General features: G+C 63.8%; 15 protein-coding genes. 8 read left to right on the forward strand and 7 right to left on the reverse strand.

Annotated elements, in window-relative coordinates:
- Positions 1-59 precede the first annotated feature (59 nt).
- From AC07N6_RS08315 to purT, 4 genes are all read left to right on the forward strand, one after another.
- Positions 60-1,388, forward strand: a complete 1,329-nt coding sequence (locus AC07N6_RS08315) for a CitMHS family transporter (protein ID WP_494779842.1) — start codon at positions 60-62, stop codon at positions 1,386-1,388.
- A 27-nt stretch (positions 1,389-1,415) separates the two neighbouring features.
- Entirely contained in the window at positions 1,416-2,756 is a 1,341-nt protein-coding gene (locus tag AC07N6_RS08320; RefSeq protein ID WP_494779843.1) for an acyclic terpene utilization AtuA family protein, read from the forward strand.
- 1 nt (position 2,757) lies between these two features.
- Positions 2,758-3,066: an AtuA-related protein gene (locus tag AC07N6_RS08325; RefSeq protein WP_494779844.1), complete on the forward strand. Its 309-nt coding sequence runs from the start codon at positions 2,758-2,760 to the stop codon at positions 3,064-3,066.
- Between the two features lie 317 nt (positions 3,067-3,383).
- Positions 3,384-4,595: a formate-dependent phosphoribosylglycinamide formyltransferase gene (gene purT, locus AC07N6_RS08330; protein ID WP_494779845.1), complete on the forward strand. Its 1,212-nt coding sequence runs from the start codon at positions 3,384-3,386 to the stop codon at positions 4,593-4,595.
- A gap of 82 nt (positions 4,596-4,677) precedes the next feature.
- Here the strand turns inward: purT and AC07N6_RS08335 are convergent, their stop codons facing one another.
- Both AC07N6_RS08335 and AC07N6_RS08340 read right to left on the reverse strand, forming a co-directional pair.
- Entirely contained in the window at positions 4,678-5,013 is a 336-nt protein-coding gene (locus AC07N6_RS08335) for a helix-turn-helix domain-containing protein (RefSeq protein ID WP_494779846.1), read from the reverse strand.
- On the reverse strand, positions 4,994-5,374 hold the full coding sequence (locus tag AC07N6_RS08340) for a type II toxin-antitoxin system RelE/ParE family toxin (RefSeq protein WP_494780262.1): 381 nt from the start codon (positions 5,372-5,374) through the stop codon (positions 4,994-4,996). Before AC07N6_RS08340 ends, AC07N6_RS08335 begins: the two co-directional genes overlap by 20 nt.
- 247 nt (positions 5,375-5,621) lie before the next feature.
- Here AC07N6_RS08340 and nadB point away from each other — a divergent pair, with 247 nt between their 5' ends.
- From nadB to AC07N6_RS08355, 3 genes are all read left to right on the forward strand, one after another.
- Positions 5,622-7,223 (forward strand): L-aspartate oxidase, encoded by a 1,602-nt coding sequence (gene nadB / locus AC07N6_RS08345; protein ID WP_494779847.1) that lies wholly within the window; start codon positions 5,622-5,624, stop codon positions 7,221-7,223.
- A gap of 170 nt (positions 7,224-7,393) precedes the next feature.
- Positions 7,394-7,672 (forward strand): putative quinol monooxygenase, encoded by a 279-nt coding sequence (locus AC07N6_RS08350; protein ID WP_494779848.1) that lies wholly within the window; start codon positions 7,394-7,396, stop codon positions 7,670-7,672.
- 219 nt (positions 7,673-7,891) lie between these two features.
- Positions 7,892-10,123 carry a patatin-like phospholipase family protein gene (locus tag AC07N6_RS08355; protein WP_494780263.1) on the forward strand — a complete coding sequence of 744 codons (2,232 nt, stop codon included), beginning with the start codon at positions 7,892-7,894 and terminating at the stop codon, positions 10,121-10,123.
- A 7-nt stretch (positions 10,124-10,130) separates the two neighbouring features.
- Here AC07N6_RS08355 and AC07N6_RS08360 read toward each other — a convergent pair whose 3' ends face one another.
- The 3 genes from AC07N6_RS08360 to AC07N6_RS08370 form a co-directional block, all read right to left on the reverse strand.
- Positions 10,131-10,964 (reverse strand): alpha/beta hydrolase, encoded by an 834-nt coding sequence (locus tag AC07N6_RS08360; RefSeq protein WP_494779849.1) that lies wholly within the window; start codon positions 10,962-10,964, stop codon positions 10,131-10,133.
- Positions 10,964-12,253 (reverse strand): MASE1 domain-containing protein, encoded by a 1,290-nt coding sequence (locus tag AC07N6_RS08365; RefSeq protein WP_494779850.1) that lies wholly within the window; start codon positions 12,251-12,253, stop codon positions 10,964-10,966. Before AC07N6_RS08365 ends, AC07N6_RS08360 begins: the two co-directional genes overlap by 1 nt.
- 311 nt (positions 12,254-12,564) lie before the next feature.
- A complete protein-coding gene (locus AC07N6_RS08370; protein WP_494780264.1) occupies positions 12,565-13,317 on the reverse strand; it encodes an SDR family oxidoreductase in 753 nt (250 codons plus the stop codon).
- 127 nt (positions 13,318-13,444) lie between these two features.
- Between AC07N6_RS08370 and AC07N6_RS08375 the strand changes: the two genes are divergently transcribed.
- The gene (locus tag AC07N6_RS08375; RefSeq protein WP_494779851.1) at positions 13,445-14,353 is read left to right on the forward strand and encodes a LysR family transcriptional regulator; all 909 of its coding nucleotides are present in this window, start codon (positions 13,445-13,447) and stop codon (positions 14,351-14,353) included.
- Between the two features lie 340 nt (positions 14,354-14,693).
- On the opposite strand, the gene nadC is transcribed toward AC07N6_RS08375, so the two are convergent.
- Positions 14,694-15,605, reverse strand: a complete 912-nt coding sequence (nadC, locus tag AC07N6_RS08380) for a carboxylating nicotinate-nucleotide diphosphorylase (RefSeq protein WP_494779852.1) — start codon at positions 15,603-15,605, stop codon at positions 14,694-14,696.
- Entirely contained in the window at positions 15,602-16,741 is a 1,140-nt protein-coding gene (nadA, locus tag AC07N6_RS08385) for a quinolinate synthase NadA (protein WP_494779853.1), read from the reverse strand. The genes nadC and nadA overlap by 4 nt, the downstream gene beginning before the upstream one ends.
- Between the last annotated feature and the right edge of the window lie 16 nt (positions 16,742-16,757).

Below are 16,757 nucleotides of genomic sequence, written 5' to 3' on the forward strand. Positions count from 1 at the left end.
ATAAATGCGATGCTCCGCCGCCTGCGGACATCCTCGAATAAAAAACACCGGAGACATCTATGCTCGCCCTGCTCGGCTTTATCACGATTGTCGTTTTGCTGGCCGCCATTCTGACCAAGAAAATGTCGCCGCTGGCGGCGCTGATCGCCATTCCGTTTGCGGCGGCCCTGATCGGCGGCTTCGGCCTGGGAACCGGGAAATTCATGGTCGACGGCATCAAGGGCATTGCCCCTATCGTCGGCATGTTCGTCTTTGCCATCCTCTTCTTCGGCGTCCTGAAAGATGCCGGCATGCTCGATCCGATCATCAACAAGGTCCTGAAAGTGGTCGGCTTGCGGCCCTCGCGCATCGTGCTCGGCTCCGCCATTCTGGCCGCCATCGTGCACCTGGACGGCTCCGGCGCCGTCACCTTCCTGGTGACGATTCCGGCCCTGCTGCCGCTCTACGAGCGCCTGAACATGGACAAGCGCATCCTAGCCTGCGTGGTCGCCATGGCCGCCGGCGTGGCCAATGCCTTGCCCTGGGGCGGACCGACCTTGCGCGCCGCCGCCGCATTGCATATTCCGGTCGCGGACCTGTATCTGCCGTTGGTGCCGGTGCAGATTTGCGGCATGCTATTCGTCTTTGCCTGCGCCTGGTTGCTCGGCAAGCGGGAAGAACGCCGCCTCGGCCTGACCGCTTCCGGCGCCGCCCCGGCCTTGGCAACGCAGGATGCCGGCGCCGGCTACCACCAGCAGGAACTGAGCGAAGAACAACGCAGCCTGCGCCGCCCCGGCAAATTCCTGATCAATGTCGGGCTGGTCTTGCTGGTCCTTGGCTGCATGATTACCGGCAAGGTCGACCCCGTGGTCTGCTTCATGATCGGCACCGTACTGGCCTTGTTCATCAATTACCCTGAAGTCGCGCAGCAACGCGCCCGCATCGACGCGCATGCCAAAGCGGCGCTGATGATGGCCAGCATCCTGCTGGCAGCCGGCGTTTTCACCGGCATCATGAAAGGCAGCGGCATGCTGACCGCGATGGCCAAATTCGTCGCCTCCAGCATTCCGCTCGATATGGCGCATCACCTGCCCTTTTTGCTCGGCCTGGTGTCGATGCCGCTGAGCCTGCTGTTCGATCCCGACTCGTTCTATTTCGGCGTCTTGCCGGTATTGGCCGAAGCCAGCAATGCGCTCGGCGTTCCCAGCGTGCAGATGGCGCAAGCCGCCCTGCTTGGCCAGATGACCACCGGTTTTCCGGTCAGCCCTCTGACGCCTGCGACCTTCCTGCTGATCGGCCTGGTCGGCATCGAACTGGGCGACCATCAAAAATTCACCATTCCATTTCTGTTCGCCACTACGGTCTTCATGACCTTTGTTGCAGTGGCGTTCGGCTTATTCCCGTTCTAGAGATAAGTCAGTTTCAAGGAGCATGCAATGCGATCCATCCGCATCGGCGCCGGTGCCGGCTATTCCGGCGACCGCATCGAACCCGCTGTCGAACTCGCTGAAAAAGGCGAACTCGACTACCTGATCTTCGAATGCCTGGCCGAACGCACCATCGCCATCGGCCAGCAGGCGCGCCTGGCCGACCCGGCCAAGGGCTACGACCCGCTGCTGGCCGAACGCATGCAGGCGGTGCTCAAGACCTGCGCCGAAAAGGGTATCCGCATCATCACCAACATGGGCGCGGCCAATCCGCAAGCCGCCGCGCGCCGCATCCGGGAAATCGCCCGAGAGATCGGCCTGAAGCGGCTCAAGGTCGCCGCCGTCAGCGGCGATGACGTGCTGGATGTGCTCAAGCGCGGCAACTTCACCATTGAAGACAACGGCCAGCCGGTCGCCTCGCTGGGCGACAAGCTGATCTCGGCCAACGCCTATCTCGGCATCGCCCCCATCGTCGAGGCGCTGCAAGGCGGCGCCGATGTCGTGGTCACCGGCCGCGTGGCCGATCCGGCGCTGGTGCTGGCGCCGCTGGTACATGAATTCGGCTGGGCCGGGGACGATTGGGACAAGCTGGGCCAGGGCACGCTGGTGGGCCATCTGCTGGAATGCGCCGGCCAGATCACCGGCGGCTACTTCGCTGATCCGGGCAAGAAGGATGTGGCCGGGCTGGCGCGGCTGGGTTTCCCGATCGGCGAAGTCAGCGCCGACGGCAGCGTCGTCATCACCAAGGTGGCCGGCTCCGGCGGCCAGGTGACGGCGCAAACCTGCAAGGAACAATTGCTCTACGAAATCCATGACCCGCGCAGTTACTTCACGCCGGATGTGGTGGCCGACTTCTCGGCAGTGCAGATCACCGAGATCGGTCCCGACCGCGTGGCCGTCACCGGCGGCCGCGGCCGTCCCCGCAGCGCCACGCTCAAGACCACGCTGGGCTACCGCGACAGCTTCATCGGCGAGGGCCAGATTTCCTATGCCGGCCCAGGCGCCCAGGCGCGCGCGCAACTGGCGCTGGACATCGTGCGCGAACGCCTGCAACTGACCGGTGTGCAAGCCGACGAATTGCGTTTCGACCTGATCGGCGTCAACGCCATCTGCGGCAACGACATGTCATCTGCCGCCGCCGAGCCGTTCGAAGTGCGCGCCCGCGTCGCCGGCCGCACCGCCAGCATGAAGGAAGCGGTGCGCATCGGCAATGAAGTCGAGACGCTCTATACCAACGGCCCGGCCGGCGGCGGCGGCGCCACCAAATCGGCGCGCGAAGTGATCGCGGTGCTGTCCATGTTGCTGCCGCGCGAGCTGGTGAGCGCATCGGTTCATTTCGAGGAGATCTGACATGCTGCTGCGTGACATTGCCCATTCCCGCGCTGGCGACAAAGGCGACATTTCCAATATCTCGGTGATCGTCTATCGCCAGCAAGACTATGCCCTGCTGGAGCGCGAACTGACCGCCGAACGCGTGCGCGCGCATTTCGCCGGCGTGGTGCACGGCGAGGTGGTGCGCCATGCGCTGCCGCACTTGGGCGCGCTCAACTTCGTCATGCAAAAAGCGCTGGGCGGCGGCGTCACCCGTTCGCTGGCGCTGGACGCGCATGGGAAATCGTTGTCGGGTGCGATGCTTAATTTGCATTTGAACGAAAAATAATTCGTCCCGACGGAAAATCCCGATCGCGGCAAAACGCGGACATTCGCAAACCCGGCCGCTTCCAGCCAATCCGTTTTGCCGGCAATTGCGCGCCGTTGCCGGCGCATACCCAGAAGTTGGAATCGAAGGTATTAATGGATTCGCATTGAAAGATTTCCACAAAGAAATCATTCGTTGCAGCCTATGCCGATATCGCGCATCCAGCCGTCATGACGACGGATAATGCGGCTGTCCAAACACGGCAAGATTTGGTATCGTCCCGCCGTTATCGATTCCTCGCACCGGATCAGGCTGTTCCTGATCAGCCCCCTCCCGTTATGAAAAAACCAATCCGACTCGGCACTCCGCTTTCCCCATCGGCAACCAAAGTCATGCTGCTCGGCTCCGGCGAGCTCGGCAAGGAAGTCATCATCGCGCTGCAGCGCCTGGGCGTGGAAGTCATCGCCGTGGACCGCTACGAGAATGCGCCCGGCCATCAGGTCGCGCATCGCGCCTACGTGATCAACATGACCGACGGCGCCGCGCTGGCCGCGCTGATCGAAAAGGAACAGCCCGACCTGGTGGTGCCGGAAATCGAGGCGATCGCCACCGAGACCCTGGTCAAGCTGGAAGAAGCCGGCAAAGCCCGCGTCATCCCGACCGCGCGCGCCGCCTGGCTGACCATGAACCGTGAAGGCATCCGCCGCCTGGCCGGCGAGACCCTGAGCCTGGCGACCTCCCCCTACCGCTTTGCCGACAGCCTGGAAGAGTTGCAGGCGGCCGTGCAGCAGATCGGTTTCCCGTGCGTGATCAAGCCGGTGATGTCTTCCTCCGGCAAGGGCCAGTCGAAGATCGATGGCCCCGATGAAATCGAGGCCGCGTGGAACTACGCCGCCGCCGGCGGCCGTGTCGATGCCGGCCGCGTGATCGTGGAAGGCTTCATCGATTTCGATTATGAAATCACCCTGCTGACCGTGCGTTCGCTCAATGAAAACGGCGACACCGTCACCAGCTTTTGCGACCCCATCGGCCACGTGCAGGTCAAGGGCGACTACGTCGAATCCTGGCAGCCGCACCCGATGCCGGCCGCGGCGCTGGACAAGGCCCGCGACATCGCCCGCAAGGTCACCGACAACCTCGGCGGACTGGGCCTGTTCGGCGTCGAGCTGTTCGTCAAGGGCGACATGGTGTGGTTCTCCGAAGTCAGCCCGCGTCCGCACGATACCGGCATGGTCACCATGGTCAGCCAGGTGCAAAGCGAGTTCGAACTGCACGCCAAGGCCATCCTCGGCCTGCCGGTCAACACCGCGCTCAAGACCCCTGGCGCCTCCGCCGTGATCTACGGCCAGCACGATGCCCGCGCGATCGCCTTCGAAGGCGTGGCAGATGCCTTGCGCATCCCCGGCGCGGACATCCGCCTGTTCGGCAAGCCGGAATCCTTCCAGCGCCGCCGCATGGGCGTGGCGCTGGCCTCCGGCGAAAACATCGAATCGGCCCGCATCCGCGCCAAGCAGGCGGCGGCCAAGGTCAAGCCGGTGATTCCCGAGTAAGCACTTTCCGCAGGAAACTCCCGAAGCCGGGCTCCGATGCAAGTCGGGGCCCGGTTTTCTTTAGAACCGGTGCTTGCCTTGTTCAGGCCGGAGTGAGCGTCAGGTGTCCGACGCCCGAACTGGAAGCATGGACGCGAATTTCAATGTCGTAACCCAGGCGGGTCAGGCAATCCATGAGCTTGCGTTCGGAGAAATTAGAAAACTCCCCATGCAGGAGTGCCGACACCTTGGGCTGCGTCAGGCCCATGCGTTGGGCCGCCTCAGCCTGGGTCAATCCGTGCTTGCGGATTGCCTTGGCGATCTCGATGGTCAATCCGGACTTGATCTTGAGCTTGTCGGCATCAGGCAGCGCCAGATCGGCAAATACGTTGCCCGAACTGGATTCGACCTCGATGCCTTCAATGACGCGCTTCTTCATTTCCCGACTCCTGTACGACGATTGCCGCCACCCGCAACCGTTTTCTGATGATTTCCATGTCCGCTTGCGGTGTGGCGATGCCACGTTTGCTTTTCTTCTGGAAGACGTGCAGCACGAATACCGCTTCAGCGAAACGCACCGTGTAGACGGCGCGGTACGTGCCATCGGCATCGTCTTCCACGACTTCCAGCCCCCCTGCTCCGCCAAAACCCCTGAGCGCCTTGGCCGCGGCATGTTGTCCGCCGTGCTGGGCAACATCCAGCGCGTGCCCGAAGAACTTGCGCACCGGAACCGGAAGCGCCAACAGATCCTTTTTACTGCTGCCGAGCCACACAAGCTGGCGTTCCTGATTGCTGGACATGATATACCATTTCAAGGATATTTTTTTCCTGTGCCAGACACTACTGCGATGCCGCTGCATTGGATATCGATCAATGGGGAATTTGTGGCAGATTTCAGAAAACCCGTGCATCTGCCGAATCCGGCCAGCTTTCACGGGACGACGGGGGAGGAATCGCGCGTCATGAAAACGCGCTAAACAGTTTCCAGCGCACGGTGGTTATAATCACTGCCCCACCCCTCACACAACAGCAGTGTTGCTCACGATCATGAAGTTCGATGTCGCCATCATCGGCAGCGGTCTGGCCGGTCTTTCCGTTGCACTCCACCTCGCCGAAAAACACCGGGTCGTCGTCGTCTCCAAGGGCGAACTGCTCGACGGCGCCAGCAACTGGGCCCAGGGCGGCATCGCCGCCGTGCTCGATTCCGGCGACAGCCATAGCCAGCACATCGCCGACACCCTGGTGGCCGGCGCCGGGCTGTGCGATGAAGGCGCTACGCGCTTCATCGTCGAACATGGCCGCGAAGCCATCGAATGGCTGATCGAGCAAGGCGTGCCTTTCACCCGCGACGACAGCGCCGAGCTGGGCTACCACCTGACGCGCGAAGGCGGCCACAGCCAGCGCCGCATCATCCATGCGGCCGACGCCACCGGCCATGCGGTGCAGGTAACGCTGGAGCAGCGGGTACGCACGCATCCCAACATCACCCTGCTGGAACACCACTGCGCGATCGACCTGATCCAGGCCCGCAAGCTCGATCCCCAAGCCGAGGCGCGCTGCCTGGGCGTGTATGTGCAAGACACGGATTCGGAACGCGTGCTTTCGATCGCCGCGCGCCATACGGTGCTGGCCACCGGCGGCGCCGGCAAGGTCTACCTGTACACCTCCAATCCGGATTCGGCCACCGGCGACGGCATCGCCATGGCCTGGCGCGCCGGTTGCCGGGTGGCCAATATGGAATTCATCCAGTTTCATCCGACCTGCCTCTACCATCCCTACGCCAAATCCTTCCTGATCAGCGAAGCGCTGCGCGGCGAAGGCGCGCATCTGTTGCTGCCGCAGTCGGCCGGCGCGGCCGCAGGCACGCGCTTCATGCCCGAGCATGACGAACGCGCCGAGCTGGCGCCGCGCGACATCGTGGCGCGCGCCATCGACTTCGAGATGAAAAAACGCGGCCTGGATCATGTCGACCTCGACATCAGCCACCAGAGCCCGGCATTCATCCAAGAACATTTCCCGACCATCATGGCGCGCTGCCTGGAGTTCGGCATCGACATCACCAAACAGCCGATCCCGGTGGTGCCGGCCGCGCACTACACCTGCGGCGGCGTGGTCACCGACATGGCCGGGCGCACCGACATGCCGGGCCTGTATGCCGTGGGCGAAACCGCCTATACCGGCCTGCATGGCGCCAACCGGCTGGCCAGCAATTCGCTGCTCGAATGCCTGGTGCTGGGCCGCTCGGCGGCAGGCGACATCGAACGGCAATTGGCGGCCAACGCAAAGCCCCTCGCCGAGGTGCCGCAATGGGATGAAAGCCGCGTCACCGATGCCGACGAGGAAGTGGTGATCGCCCACAACTGGGACGAGCTGCGCCGCTTCATGTGGAATTACGTCAGCATCGTGCGCACCGACAAGCGCCTGGAGCGCGCCCAGCACCGCATCCGCCTGCTCAAGGAAGAGATCGACGAGTACTACGCCAACTTCCGCATCACGCGCGACCTGCTGGAACTGCGCAACCTGGTCGACGTGGCCCAGCTGATCGTGGCCAGCGCGCTCACCCGCAAGGAAAGCCGCGGCCTGCATTTCAGCCAGGATTACCCGCGCACGCTGCCGCGCGCCACGCCGACCATCCTGCCGGGGCTATAAACGTCTGGCCGGAGGCTGCGCGGCCGATGACGCCGCGCAGCATCGAATCCCCTTGCCATGCCGCCCTGCACGCGGCTAGCATCGGCTGGAGCGTGCCAGAACCCCTGGATGCACGGTGCAACACGCTCCAGGCATGCGCATTGCGCCAGCGAACGGCCAAGGAGGTCATCATGAGCATCACCCGCATCAACAGCTTCCGTGCGCAGGAACACCACGCCGGCGACCTGAAGAACTTCCTGATGGGCATCTTGCCCGCCGTGCGCGCCTCCGCCGGCTGCCAATCCTGCGAACTGCTGCAAGACCATGCCGATCCGCGCCGCATCGTCATCGTCGAGGTCTGGGACAGCGTGGAAGCGCACAAGGAATCGCTGCGCCACGTGCCACCCGAAAGCATCCGCCAGGCCAAGGAGTTCCTGGCCGAACCGCCTACCGGCGCCTACTATTCCTGAGCCGCTCCGGATGCGATGCAATTGCCGCCGCGCCCTCGCGCCGGTGTAGCTGGTGTAATATCCGCCATCGATCATCGGCCATTTTTCGCCTGAGAGACGCATCCAGGCAATTGGCCGTTTTCCCTATTTCATTGCGGAACGCCCACCGTGCCACGGCCCTTTTTCCTATTTCCGCGCAGCCGTCTGCGCCTGTCCATCCCGTTCATTTTTCTGGTCACCCTGGCCCTGGCGGCCCTCCCGGGCGCACCGGCCAAGGCCGAGGCGCCGGCAAGCGGCCCGGCTGCCGGCAAGCAACGCCCGCGCATCTGCCTGGTGCTGTCCGGCGGCGGCGCGCGCGGCTATGCCCACCTGGGGGTGCTGCAATACCTTGAAAAACTGCACGTCCCGGTCGATTGCATCGCCGGCACCAGCATGGGGGCGCTGATCGGCGGACTGTACGCTAGCGGCATCCCGGCCGACGAACTGGAAAAGCGCCTGGCCGCCACCAACCTCTCCGATATCGCCTTCGACCGCAGCGAGCGCTCGCGCCTGCCGCAATCGCAGCGCGAGGACGAATTCCAGTACCCGATTTCGCTGTCGGCCGGTTTTGACGGCGACAAGTTCAAGCTGGCCTCCGGCCTGATCCAGGGCAACAACCTGCTGTCGCTGCTGCAGAACTGGACTGCGCAGCTGCCGGCCAATATCGAATTTTCCCGGTTGCCGATCCCCTTCCGCGCGGTGGCGACCGATCTCGGCAAAGGCAGCGAAGTGGTGCTGGAGGACGGCTCCCTGCCGCGCGCCATGCGCGCCAGCATGGCGGTGCCGGGGCTGTTCGCGCCCTTTCGCATCGGCGATCGCACGCTGGTCGATGGCGGGCTGGTCAGCAACCTGCCGGTGCAAACCGCGCGCGACATGGGCGCCGACGTGGTAATCGCGGTCAACATCGCCACCCCGCTGCAAGACGCCTCGCAGTTGCAGTCGCCCACCGCGGTGGCGCAGCAGATGGTGGGGATCCTGATCCAGCAGAACGTGAAGGCGCAAAAAGCCCTGCTCGGCAAGCCCGACGTGCTGATCGAACCGAACCTGGCGGGCATGTCCTTCACCGACTTCGCGCGCGGCAAGGATGGCATCAACGCCGGCTGGGAAGCGGCGCAGCAGCAAAATGAGCGCCTGGTGCAACTGTCGCTGCCGCCGGCGCAATGGCAGGCCTACATGGCCGCGCGCGCCCACACCGGCGTGGCGCTGGCCGGCGACACCCGCATCGATGCCATCGAGATCCATGGCAGCGCGCGTATCCCGGCGGCTTATGTGCGCAAGCGGCTGGGCGTGAAGGAAGGCGACGCCTACGACGGCCAGCGCATCAATGGGCAACTGGCGGAGTTGTCGACCAACGGCGACTTCAATACGGTGACGCAAGAGCTGGTGAGGCAAGACGATGGCCGCAACGTGCTGGTGATCGATGCCGAAGAAAAAACCTGGGGGCCGCAATACCTGCTGTTCGGCCTGGGCCTGTCCAACAACTTCAACGGCCGCGGCGGCTTCAACCTGCAGATCGGCCACCGTTATCCCTGGCTCAACAGCAGCGGCCTGGAGTGGCGCAACGACCTGGTGCTGGGCAACAAGCTGGCCAGCCTGCAAAGCGAACTGCGCCAGCCGGTATTCGGCGCGTCAGGCATGTACGTGGCGCCGTATGTGGAGATCAGCCGGCGCTACGTCGACCTCTACCCCGACGGCAGCGACGTCAAGGCCTCGCCCTTGAATGAATACCGCATCGATTCGGCCACCGCCGGCATCGACCTGGGCGTGCCCATCAGCCACCTGGGCGAGCTGCGGCTCGGGGTGAACTACCAGCACGTCAAGTATTCGCCTTCGTACAACATCAGCACCGACGAGGGCAATGTATTCCCCGACCTGCAGAGCAACCAGCCGGTGGCCCGGCTGCGGCTGACCATCGACCAGCTCGACGACGTGCTCTTCCCGCGCAAGGGTTATTACCTCTCGGCCGAGGCCAACCGCGGCTTCGGCGGCGAAGAACGCCGCTTCTCCGATGTCCAGGCCAAGACCCTGTGGGCCTTCAGCAGCGGGCTCGATACCATCAACCTCGCGCTGGAAGGGGCCAGCAGCCTGTCGGCAAACAGCGCCGGCATCGGCTTCACGCTGGGCGGCTTCCAGCATTTGTCGGCCTATGCGCCGGATCAGTTCTTCGGCAATTACCTGCTGTACGGCCGCCTGACCTATTTGCGCGACCTCGCCGAATACAGCTTGCCCGGCCTGCGCAATCCGGTGCTGGGCACCAGCCTGGAAGCCGGCAACGTCTGGCAGAGCCGCGACGCCTTCGGCGACGGCCCCTACAAGAAAAGCGTGAGCCTGTTCCTGGGCGGCACCAGCCCGGTCGGCCCGCTCTATTTCGGCGTGGCGCTGGGCCAGCAAGGCGTATGGAACGTGTACATGCAACTGGGACGGGTGTTCTGAGCCACGGCTAGGCTCCGCTTTCCCGCGACGGGGCCTCACCGCCCCGCTCCCGCCTGCGCGGGCGGAACGCCTGCGGCGGCAAGCCGAAAAACGCCAGGATGCTGCTGGCGACCTGGTCACGGTCATTGTCCACGCAGATCATGTGGTAACTGTTTTCCAGCACCACCACGCGCGCCTGCGCAATCTGCTCCTTGAGAAACTCGGCCGAACGCAGACTGGTCAGCTCATCCTCGCGCGCATGCAGCACCAGCGTGGGCGCCTTGATGTTCCTGGCGCCGCGCATGACCCAGGCGCGCAGGCGGTCGACCTGCCGCACGCAGCTCAGCGGCACCCAGCGGTAATGGAAATCGTCGCCGCGCTCGAACTTGGCTTTCACCACGGCGCGCACCAGCGTGTTCTTGATGCCGTAGGGCTCGCCCTCTTCCACCTTCATGCGCGCGGCCACGCCGGGGATCAGGTAGAACAGCGGACGCAGCATGGCGTACCAGGGCGTGGACCAGCCGTCGATATGGATCGGCGGCGCCAGCGCCACCAGCTTGCCCTGGGCTGCGCCGTGCTGCACGCGCTCGGCCAGCGCCAACGCTACCAGCGCGCCCATGCACATGCCCATGATATGTAATTGGTCGTACTGCGGCTGCAGTTCGCGGTATTGGTCCTCGACGGCGTCGACCCATTGCTCGGCGCGCACCCGCACCAGATCCTCCGGCCTGGTGCCGTGGCCGGCCAGGGTGATGGCGTGCGTTTCCACTCCGGCCTTCCGCAGGATCTTGTGCATCGAGCCCAGATCGTACTGGGTACCGCCCAACCCATGGATGAGCAAGGCGCCGACACGGCCGCTCACTACGCGCCCCGGCTTGGCGCCGTATCCTGTGCCTGCTGCGCCTGGTCGGAGAAACGCCAGACGCCGGCCACCAGCGCCAGGCGGTCTTCGGCGTCCAGCAGGCTACGGCTGCTGTCGAGCACCAGCGCGTTGCCATCCTGCAGTCGGAACTGCATGTCGGCGCGCTCATCGCCATCGCCATCGTCCAGCCAGCGCTGGCGCAGACGCGCCTGGTCCAGCGGCGACACCCGCCGCAGCACCTGATCCAGCGTGTGCAACTGCGTCGCCGGCACCCCCAGCAGCGCCTCGACATCGCCGCTCCAGGTGAAGACAAGCTGTTGCGGATCGAGCGTATAAGCCAACTGGCGGCTGGCCGACAGCGACAGCTCGACCTCGTTTTTCCAGCGCGCGACATCCTCGTGCAATTGCTCGCGGGTAGTCTTGAGCGCACTGATCAGCAGCGATAGCAGCGACGCCACCGCCAGGTAGATCTGCAGCTCCAGCAAGGCATTGCTGGAATGCAGCCGCACCAGCTCGACGAAGGGGCCGCGCCCCAGCGAGTTGTAGACGAAGGCCATCAGCGACAGCACCGCCACCGACAGCGCGCCGCCGCGCCCGCCCCATAGCAGGGTCACCAGCGCGATGAAAAACAGGGGAACGTAAGTTGTGGAGAATTCGACGTCGAATACCAGGCGGTCGATATCGCTGTCGAAGGCCAGGTAAGCCGATGCGACCATGGCGACGAAGGAGGCCAGGCCCAGCAGGAACTCGGTACGGGCAATGCCTCCCGAGCGGGTCGCGCGAAACTGCGACCAGCCGGCCAGCACCGGCGTCATGATCAGGATGCCCACCAAGTCGGACAGCGCCCAGATGCGCAGCGTCTGCCAGAACGACAAGCCTTGTGTGAACTGGAACCAGGCGGCGCCGAACATGCCGCTGACCACGCTGGCGCCCACGCCGATGATCAGCAGGCCGCGCACGAAGAACAGCCCTTCCATCGGGAAAGGTGCGCGCCGTACCAGCCACACGACGATGGCGGCCACGCCGATCTCGTCCAGCGAAAACAGCATCATGCGCCATAGTTCGCGTTGCTCGATCCAGCCCAGCAACACCTGGGCCGCCACCAGCAGCACCAGCAACGGGAACCAGCGCGCGGTTGGCGTCAGCAGCAGCGCGCTGACGGTGATGCCGGCCGGCAGCCAGATATAGCCGCTGGCGATGAATGCCCCGTTGAGCTCATGCGACGCGAAGCCGAACAGGAAATACACGACAGCCCACGCCAATGGCGCAACAAGATTGTCTGGCTTCACAATGGAGTCCCGGGAAATGAAGGTGGCGATGCCTGCGCGATCTCGGCCGCGGCAATGCCGGCCATTCTATCAGGCAGGCTCGCGGCTGCCGTAGCGGAACACGGCAAATGCCGACGAAATTCGCGCAACCTTGGGCTGCGCGTTCGAGGGCTGGCCAACAGCGCAAGCCGGTAGCATCACATGGATGACCTCCATGCCACGGCGGCGCGCTTCTTTGAGGACGATTCTAGAAAGCGGCAGCGATCAGCGCGCCTTGTTGGCGGAGATGCGCCTGGAAACGATCGGCATAGTCTTCGACTTGAGCTGCGCGCTTAGCCATTGAGCAAGCGGCCGCCGTCAAGAACGATTTCAGAGCCGACCGTCCAGCGCGACTCGTCCGATGCCAGATACAGCACGGCTTTGGCCACCTCGTCGGAAGTACCGAAGCGCCCAAGCGGAATGGTTGCCGCGATCTCTTTGTTAAGCTGCTCACGATATGCTTCCGGAACGCCGAGCTTGTCGTAAAGCGGCGTCTCGACGGGGCCAGGGCTCACAGCGTTGACACGGATGCCACGGCCCAGCAATTCGGTCGAGAGCGTCTTCGACATGTTCAGGAATGCGGCCTTCGTCGCGGCATACACGGACGAGCGATCTGCGCCCGCATGCGCGCTGACGGAAGTGGTCAACACTACGGAAGCAGGATTTGCGAACACCGGCAACAGCGCCTGCATCAGGAAGTACGGCCCTTTGACGTTGATGTCGAAAGAACGGTCGAACATATCTTCCGTCCATTCCTCAATGGGCCGCCAGACGGATACGCCGGCATTGAGGAAGGCAACGTCGAGTTGGCCATAGTGTTCCTTGATGACTTGTGCCAGCTCCTTTTGTGCTGCGATGCTGGCCGAGTCGGCGCGCAGCACCGGCACTTCCGGGCCCAATTCGGCCTGGGCCTTTGCAATCGAATCGGGGTTGACACCCGTGACGATCACACGAGCGCCCTCCGCCAGGAACTGCTTTGCCGTTTCCAGCCCGATGCCACTGGTGCCGCCAGTGATGAGAGTACGTTTACCTTGCAAGCGCGACATTTGAATTCTCCGGTGAATGACGACCACCACGGTCGACATGGAGCAATATGCGCTCATACCCCGCAACAGATAAGACTGCCCATTCGCATATAATTCATGCAAATCAGGCATGAATTGAGGTGGAGAAGTGGACCGATTTCTTTTGATGACATGTTTCGCGCGTGCTGTAGAAACAGGAAGCTTTTCGGCGGCAGGGCGCGATCTAGGGCTGGGACAACCCAATGTGAGCCGTTATGTAGCGGCTCTGGAGGATCATTTGCAGACGCGCTTGCTCCACCGGTCTACGCGGAAGCTATCCTTGACGCCGGAGGGCGAACGCTACTATGCGGACATCCGGCGCATCCTGGATGCGGTGGATGAATCCGAATCGTCCTTCAGGAACAATGTCGAGCCCTCGGGACTCTTGCGCGTAGCCTGTCCGACAGCGCTCGCACACGCGTTTGTGCTTCCGCATGTGCCGGCCTTTTTGGAGCGCTACCCTCAATTGACCCTGGATCTCCAACTCAACGATCGATACATAGACCTGGTCAATGAAGGCACCGAACTCGCCATTCGCATAGGACAACTGGAGGACAGCACCTTGCGCGCCCGGCGTCTTGGAGGGTACGACCGGGTCTTCGTCGCCAGCAAGGACTACTTGGCTAAACGCGGAGTTCCGCAGACCCCGGATGATCTACGCGACCACGATTGCATCGTCTACACCTTACTGTCGTCCGGGGCGACCTGGCGATTCCGGGACGCCGACATTCCGATTGCCGGCAGGCTCAGGGTCAACTCGCCCGACGCTGTGAGTGCGGCGGTCGCGGCAGGCCTGGGTGTGGCGCATGGCCCCGCGTGGCTGTTTGAGGACGGGCTCAACAGCGGGAGATTGCAGTTCATTCTCACCAACCATGCGGCGCCCCCGGTCCCCGTGCAGATGGTTTATGTCGCCAATAGACTGCTCCCCACGCGGGCTATCGTGTTCATGGATTTTATGGCTGACGTGTTTTCAAAGATTCCGGCCTTGAACGGCAGCACCCCTGTGCCGACGCTATAAAACGAGACCTGCTGTATCCAGTCCTGGCGTAGTTCAGCGAAGTGCCGGACTGCAGTCATGGTGAAATAAAAAACGCCGCGTTGGACGCTAATGCTGTTCAGTTAAACGATGAACGGCATTTGTGTTTGTGGAGTCCGGACTCCGTTCGCCCTGAGTAGCTGCGCAGCAGCGTATCGAAGGGCAGGCAAGACCGGTAAGGCTGACACGCTGGCTTCGATACGGCCCTGACGGGCCTACTCAGCCCGAACGGGGTCTGTGATGAGTAGTTCAGAATTAGCCTTAACTGAACGGCATTACGCGTTGGACGCGGCGTTTTTTCGGCAGCGCAAACGGCCGATGCTCAGCCGACCACGCGCAACGAGAAATCCGCCGCGCGGATGTCCTTGGTCAGGCTGCCGATGGAAATGCGGTCCACCCCGGTTTCGGCAATGGCGCGCACGGTCTGCATGTTGATGCCGCCGGACGCCTCCAGCACGGCGCGGCCGGCATTGTAGGCGACCGCTTCGCGCATCATCTCCAGCGAGAAGTTGTCGAGCAGGATGGAGACGGCGCCGGCGGCCAGCGCCTCCTTCAGTTCCGCGAGGTCTTCCACCTCGACCTGGATGGTCACGCCGGCCCCCAGTTTCTGCGCGGCGTTCATCGCGGCGGTGATGCCGCCGGCCGCGGCGATATGGTTTTCCTTGATCAGGATGCCGTCATACAGCGCCAGGCGCTGGTTGGCGCCGCCGCCCACGCGAACCGCGTATTTCTGCGCCAGGCGCAAGCCGGGCAAGGTCTTGCGGGTGTCGAGGATGCTCGCTCCGGTGCCGGCCACCACGTCGACGTAGCGCCGGGTGGCGGTGGCCACGCCCGACAGCAATTGCAGGAAATTCAGGGCGCCGCGCTCGGCGGTCAGCAAGGCGCGCGCCGGGCCTTCGATGGTGCAGACCTCGGTGTCGGGTTGCATCAGGTCGCCTTCGGCATAGCTCCAGCCGATTTGCAGGCGCGGGTCGAGGCGGGTCATGACGGCCTCGAACCAGGGCGCCCCGCACAGCACGGCGGCTTCGCGCACGATCACGCGCGCCTTGACGAATTCGTTCTCGGGCACCAGGAGGCCGGTGTAATCGCCATCCCCCACGTCCTCGGCGATGGCCTGGTTGACGTTGGCGTCGAACGCCGCATGCAGCGCGGCATCGAACGGGGCGAAGGGGTTGCGCAGGCTGCTGGTGGCGCTGATGCTGCTGGGGCTGGTTTTGATGGCGTGGAGTGTCATGCTGGGCCGATTCCTGCAAACAGGGTCTGTTCGTCTTCAAGCCGCGCCGAGGGGCGGACATTGGCTTTCTTGTTGGCTGCGAAATCCAGCATGCGGTCGATGCACACCACGGCTTGCTTGCCGACGGCGGGATCGACGTGAATCTCGTTAGCGCCGGTTTCCAATACGTGCAACAGATTCTGCAAGCCGTTCATCGCCATCCAGGGGCAATGCGCGCAGCTCTTGCAGGTGGCGCTGTTGCCGGCCGTGGGCGCGTCGATGAACAACTTGCCGGGCGCAGCCTGGCGCATCTTGTGCAAAATCCCGTTATCGGTCGCCACGATGAACGATGGCGCATTCGAGGCCTGCACAGCGGCGATCAGTTGCGAAGTCGAACCGATCACATCGGCCTGCGCCACCACCGCCGCGGGCGACTCCGGGTGCACCAGCACCAGCGCCTCGGGATGTTCGGCGCGCATCAGTTCCAGCTCGACGCCCTTGAATTCGTCGTGCACCAGGCAGGAACCCTGCCACAGCAGCATGTCGGCGCCGGTCTGTTTCTGGATGTAGCCGCCCAGATGCTTGTCGGGCGCCCACAGGATCTTCTTGCCCTGCGCGTGCAGCTCCTGCACGATCTCCAGCCCGATCGACGAGGTCACCATCCAGTCGGCGCGCGCCTTGACGGCGGCGCTGGTGTTGGCGTAGACCACCACGGTCCGGTCCGGGTGCTGGTCGCAGAAGGCGGCGAATTCGTCCGGGGCGCAGCCCAGGTCGAGCGAACAGGTGGCGTCCAGGTCGGGCATCAGGATGCGCTTTTCCGGGCTCAGGATCTTGGCGGTCTCGCCCATGAAGCGCACCCCGGCCACGACCAGGGTCTGGGCCGGATGGTCGCGCCCGAAGCGCGCCATCTCCAGCGAGTCGGACACGCAGCCGCCGGTTTCCTCGGCCAGGTCTTGCAGATCGGCGTCGACGTAATAGTGCGCCACCAGCACCGCTTGCTTTTCCTTGAGCAATTGCTTGATGCGCGCCTTGAGGTTGGCGCGCTCCTCTACGCTGGGCGTCGGCGGTACCTTGGCCCAGGCGTTGGCGGTACAACTCCCGCCGGTCTCCATTTGTGGCCGCTCGAATTCGACGACCTTGGTTGCGGTTGCTTGCATGGCAGTGGGATGGCTC

This window comes from Herbaspirillum sp. GW821-FHT09A12, assembly GCF_059418325.1.

Coding starts and splice junctions, on each gene's coding strand:
- AC07N6_RS08335 (WP_494779846.1), bottom strand. CDS start 5,013: ATGAAGAAGCGCGTCATTGAAGGCATCGAGGTCGAATCCAGTTCGGGC.
- nadA (WP_494779853.1), bottom strand. CDS start 16,741: ATGCAAGCAACCGCAACCAAGGTCGTCGAATTCGAGCGGCCACAAATG.
- AC07N6_RS08315 (WP_494779842.1), top strand. CDS start 60: ATGCTCGCCCTGCTCGGCTTTATCACGATTGTCGTTTTGCTGGCCGCC.
- AC07N6_RS08320 (WP_494779843.1), top strand. CDS start 1,416: ATGCGATCCATCCGCATCGGCGCCGGTGCCGGCTATTCCGGCGACCGC.
- AC07N6_RS08325 (WP_494779844.1), top strand. CDS start 2,758: ATGCTGCTGCGTGACATTGCCCATTCCCGCGCTGGCGACAAAGGCGAC.
- purT (WP_494779845.1), top strand. CDS start 3,384: ATGAAAAAACCAATCCGACTCGGCACTCCGCTTTCCCCATCGGCAACC.
- nadC (WP_494779852.1), bottom strand. CDS start 15,605: ATGACACTCCACGCCATCAAAACCAGCCCCAGCAGCATCAGCGCCACC.
- AC07N6_RS08370 (WP_494780264.1), bottom strand. CDS start 13,317: ATGTCGCGCTTGCAAGGTAAACGTACTCTCATCACTGGCGGCACCAGT.
- AC07N6_RS08350 (WP_494779848.1), top strand. CDS start 7,394: ATGAGCATCACCCGCATCAACAGCTTCCGTGCGCAGGAACACCACGCC.
- AC07N6_RS08340 (WP_494780262.1), bottom strand. CDS start 5,374: ATGTCCAGCAATCAGGAACGCCAGCTTGTGTGGCTCGGCAGCAGTAAA.
- nadB (WP_494779847.1), top strand. CDS start 5,622: ATGAAGTTCGATGTCGCCATCATCGGCAGCGGTCTGGCCGGTCTTTCC.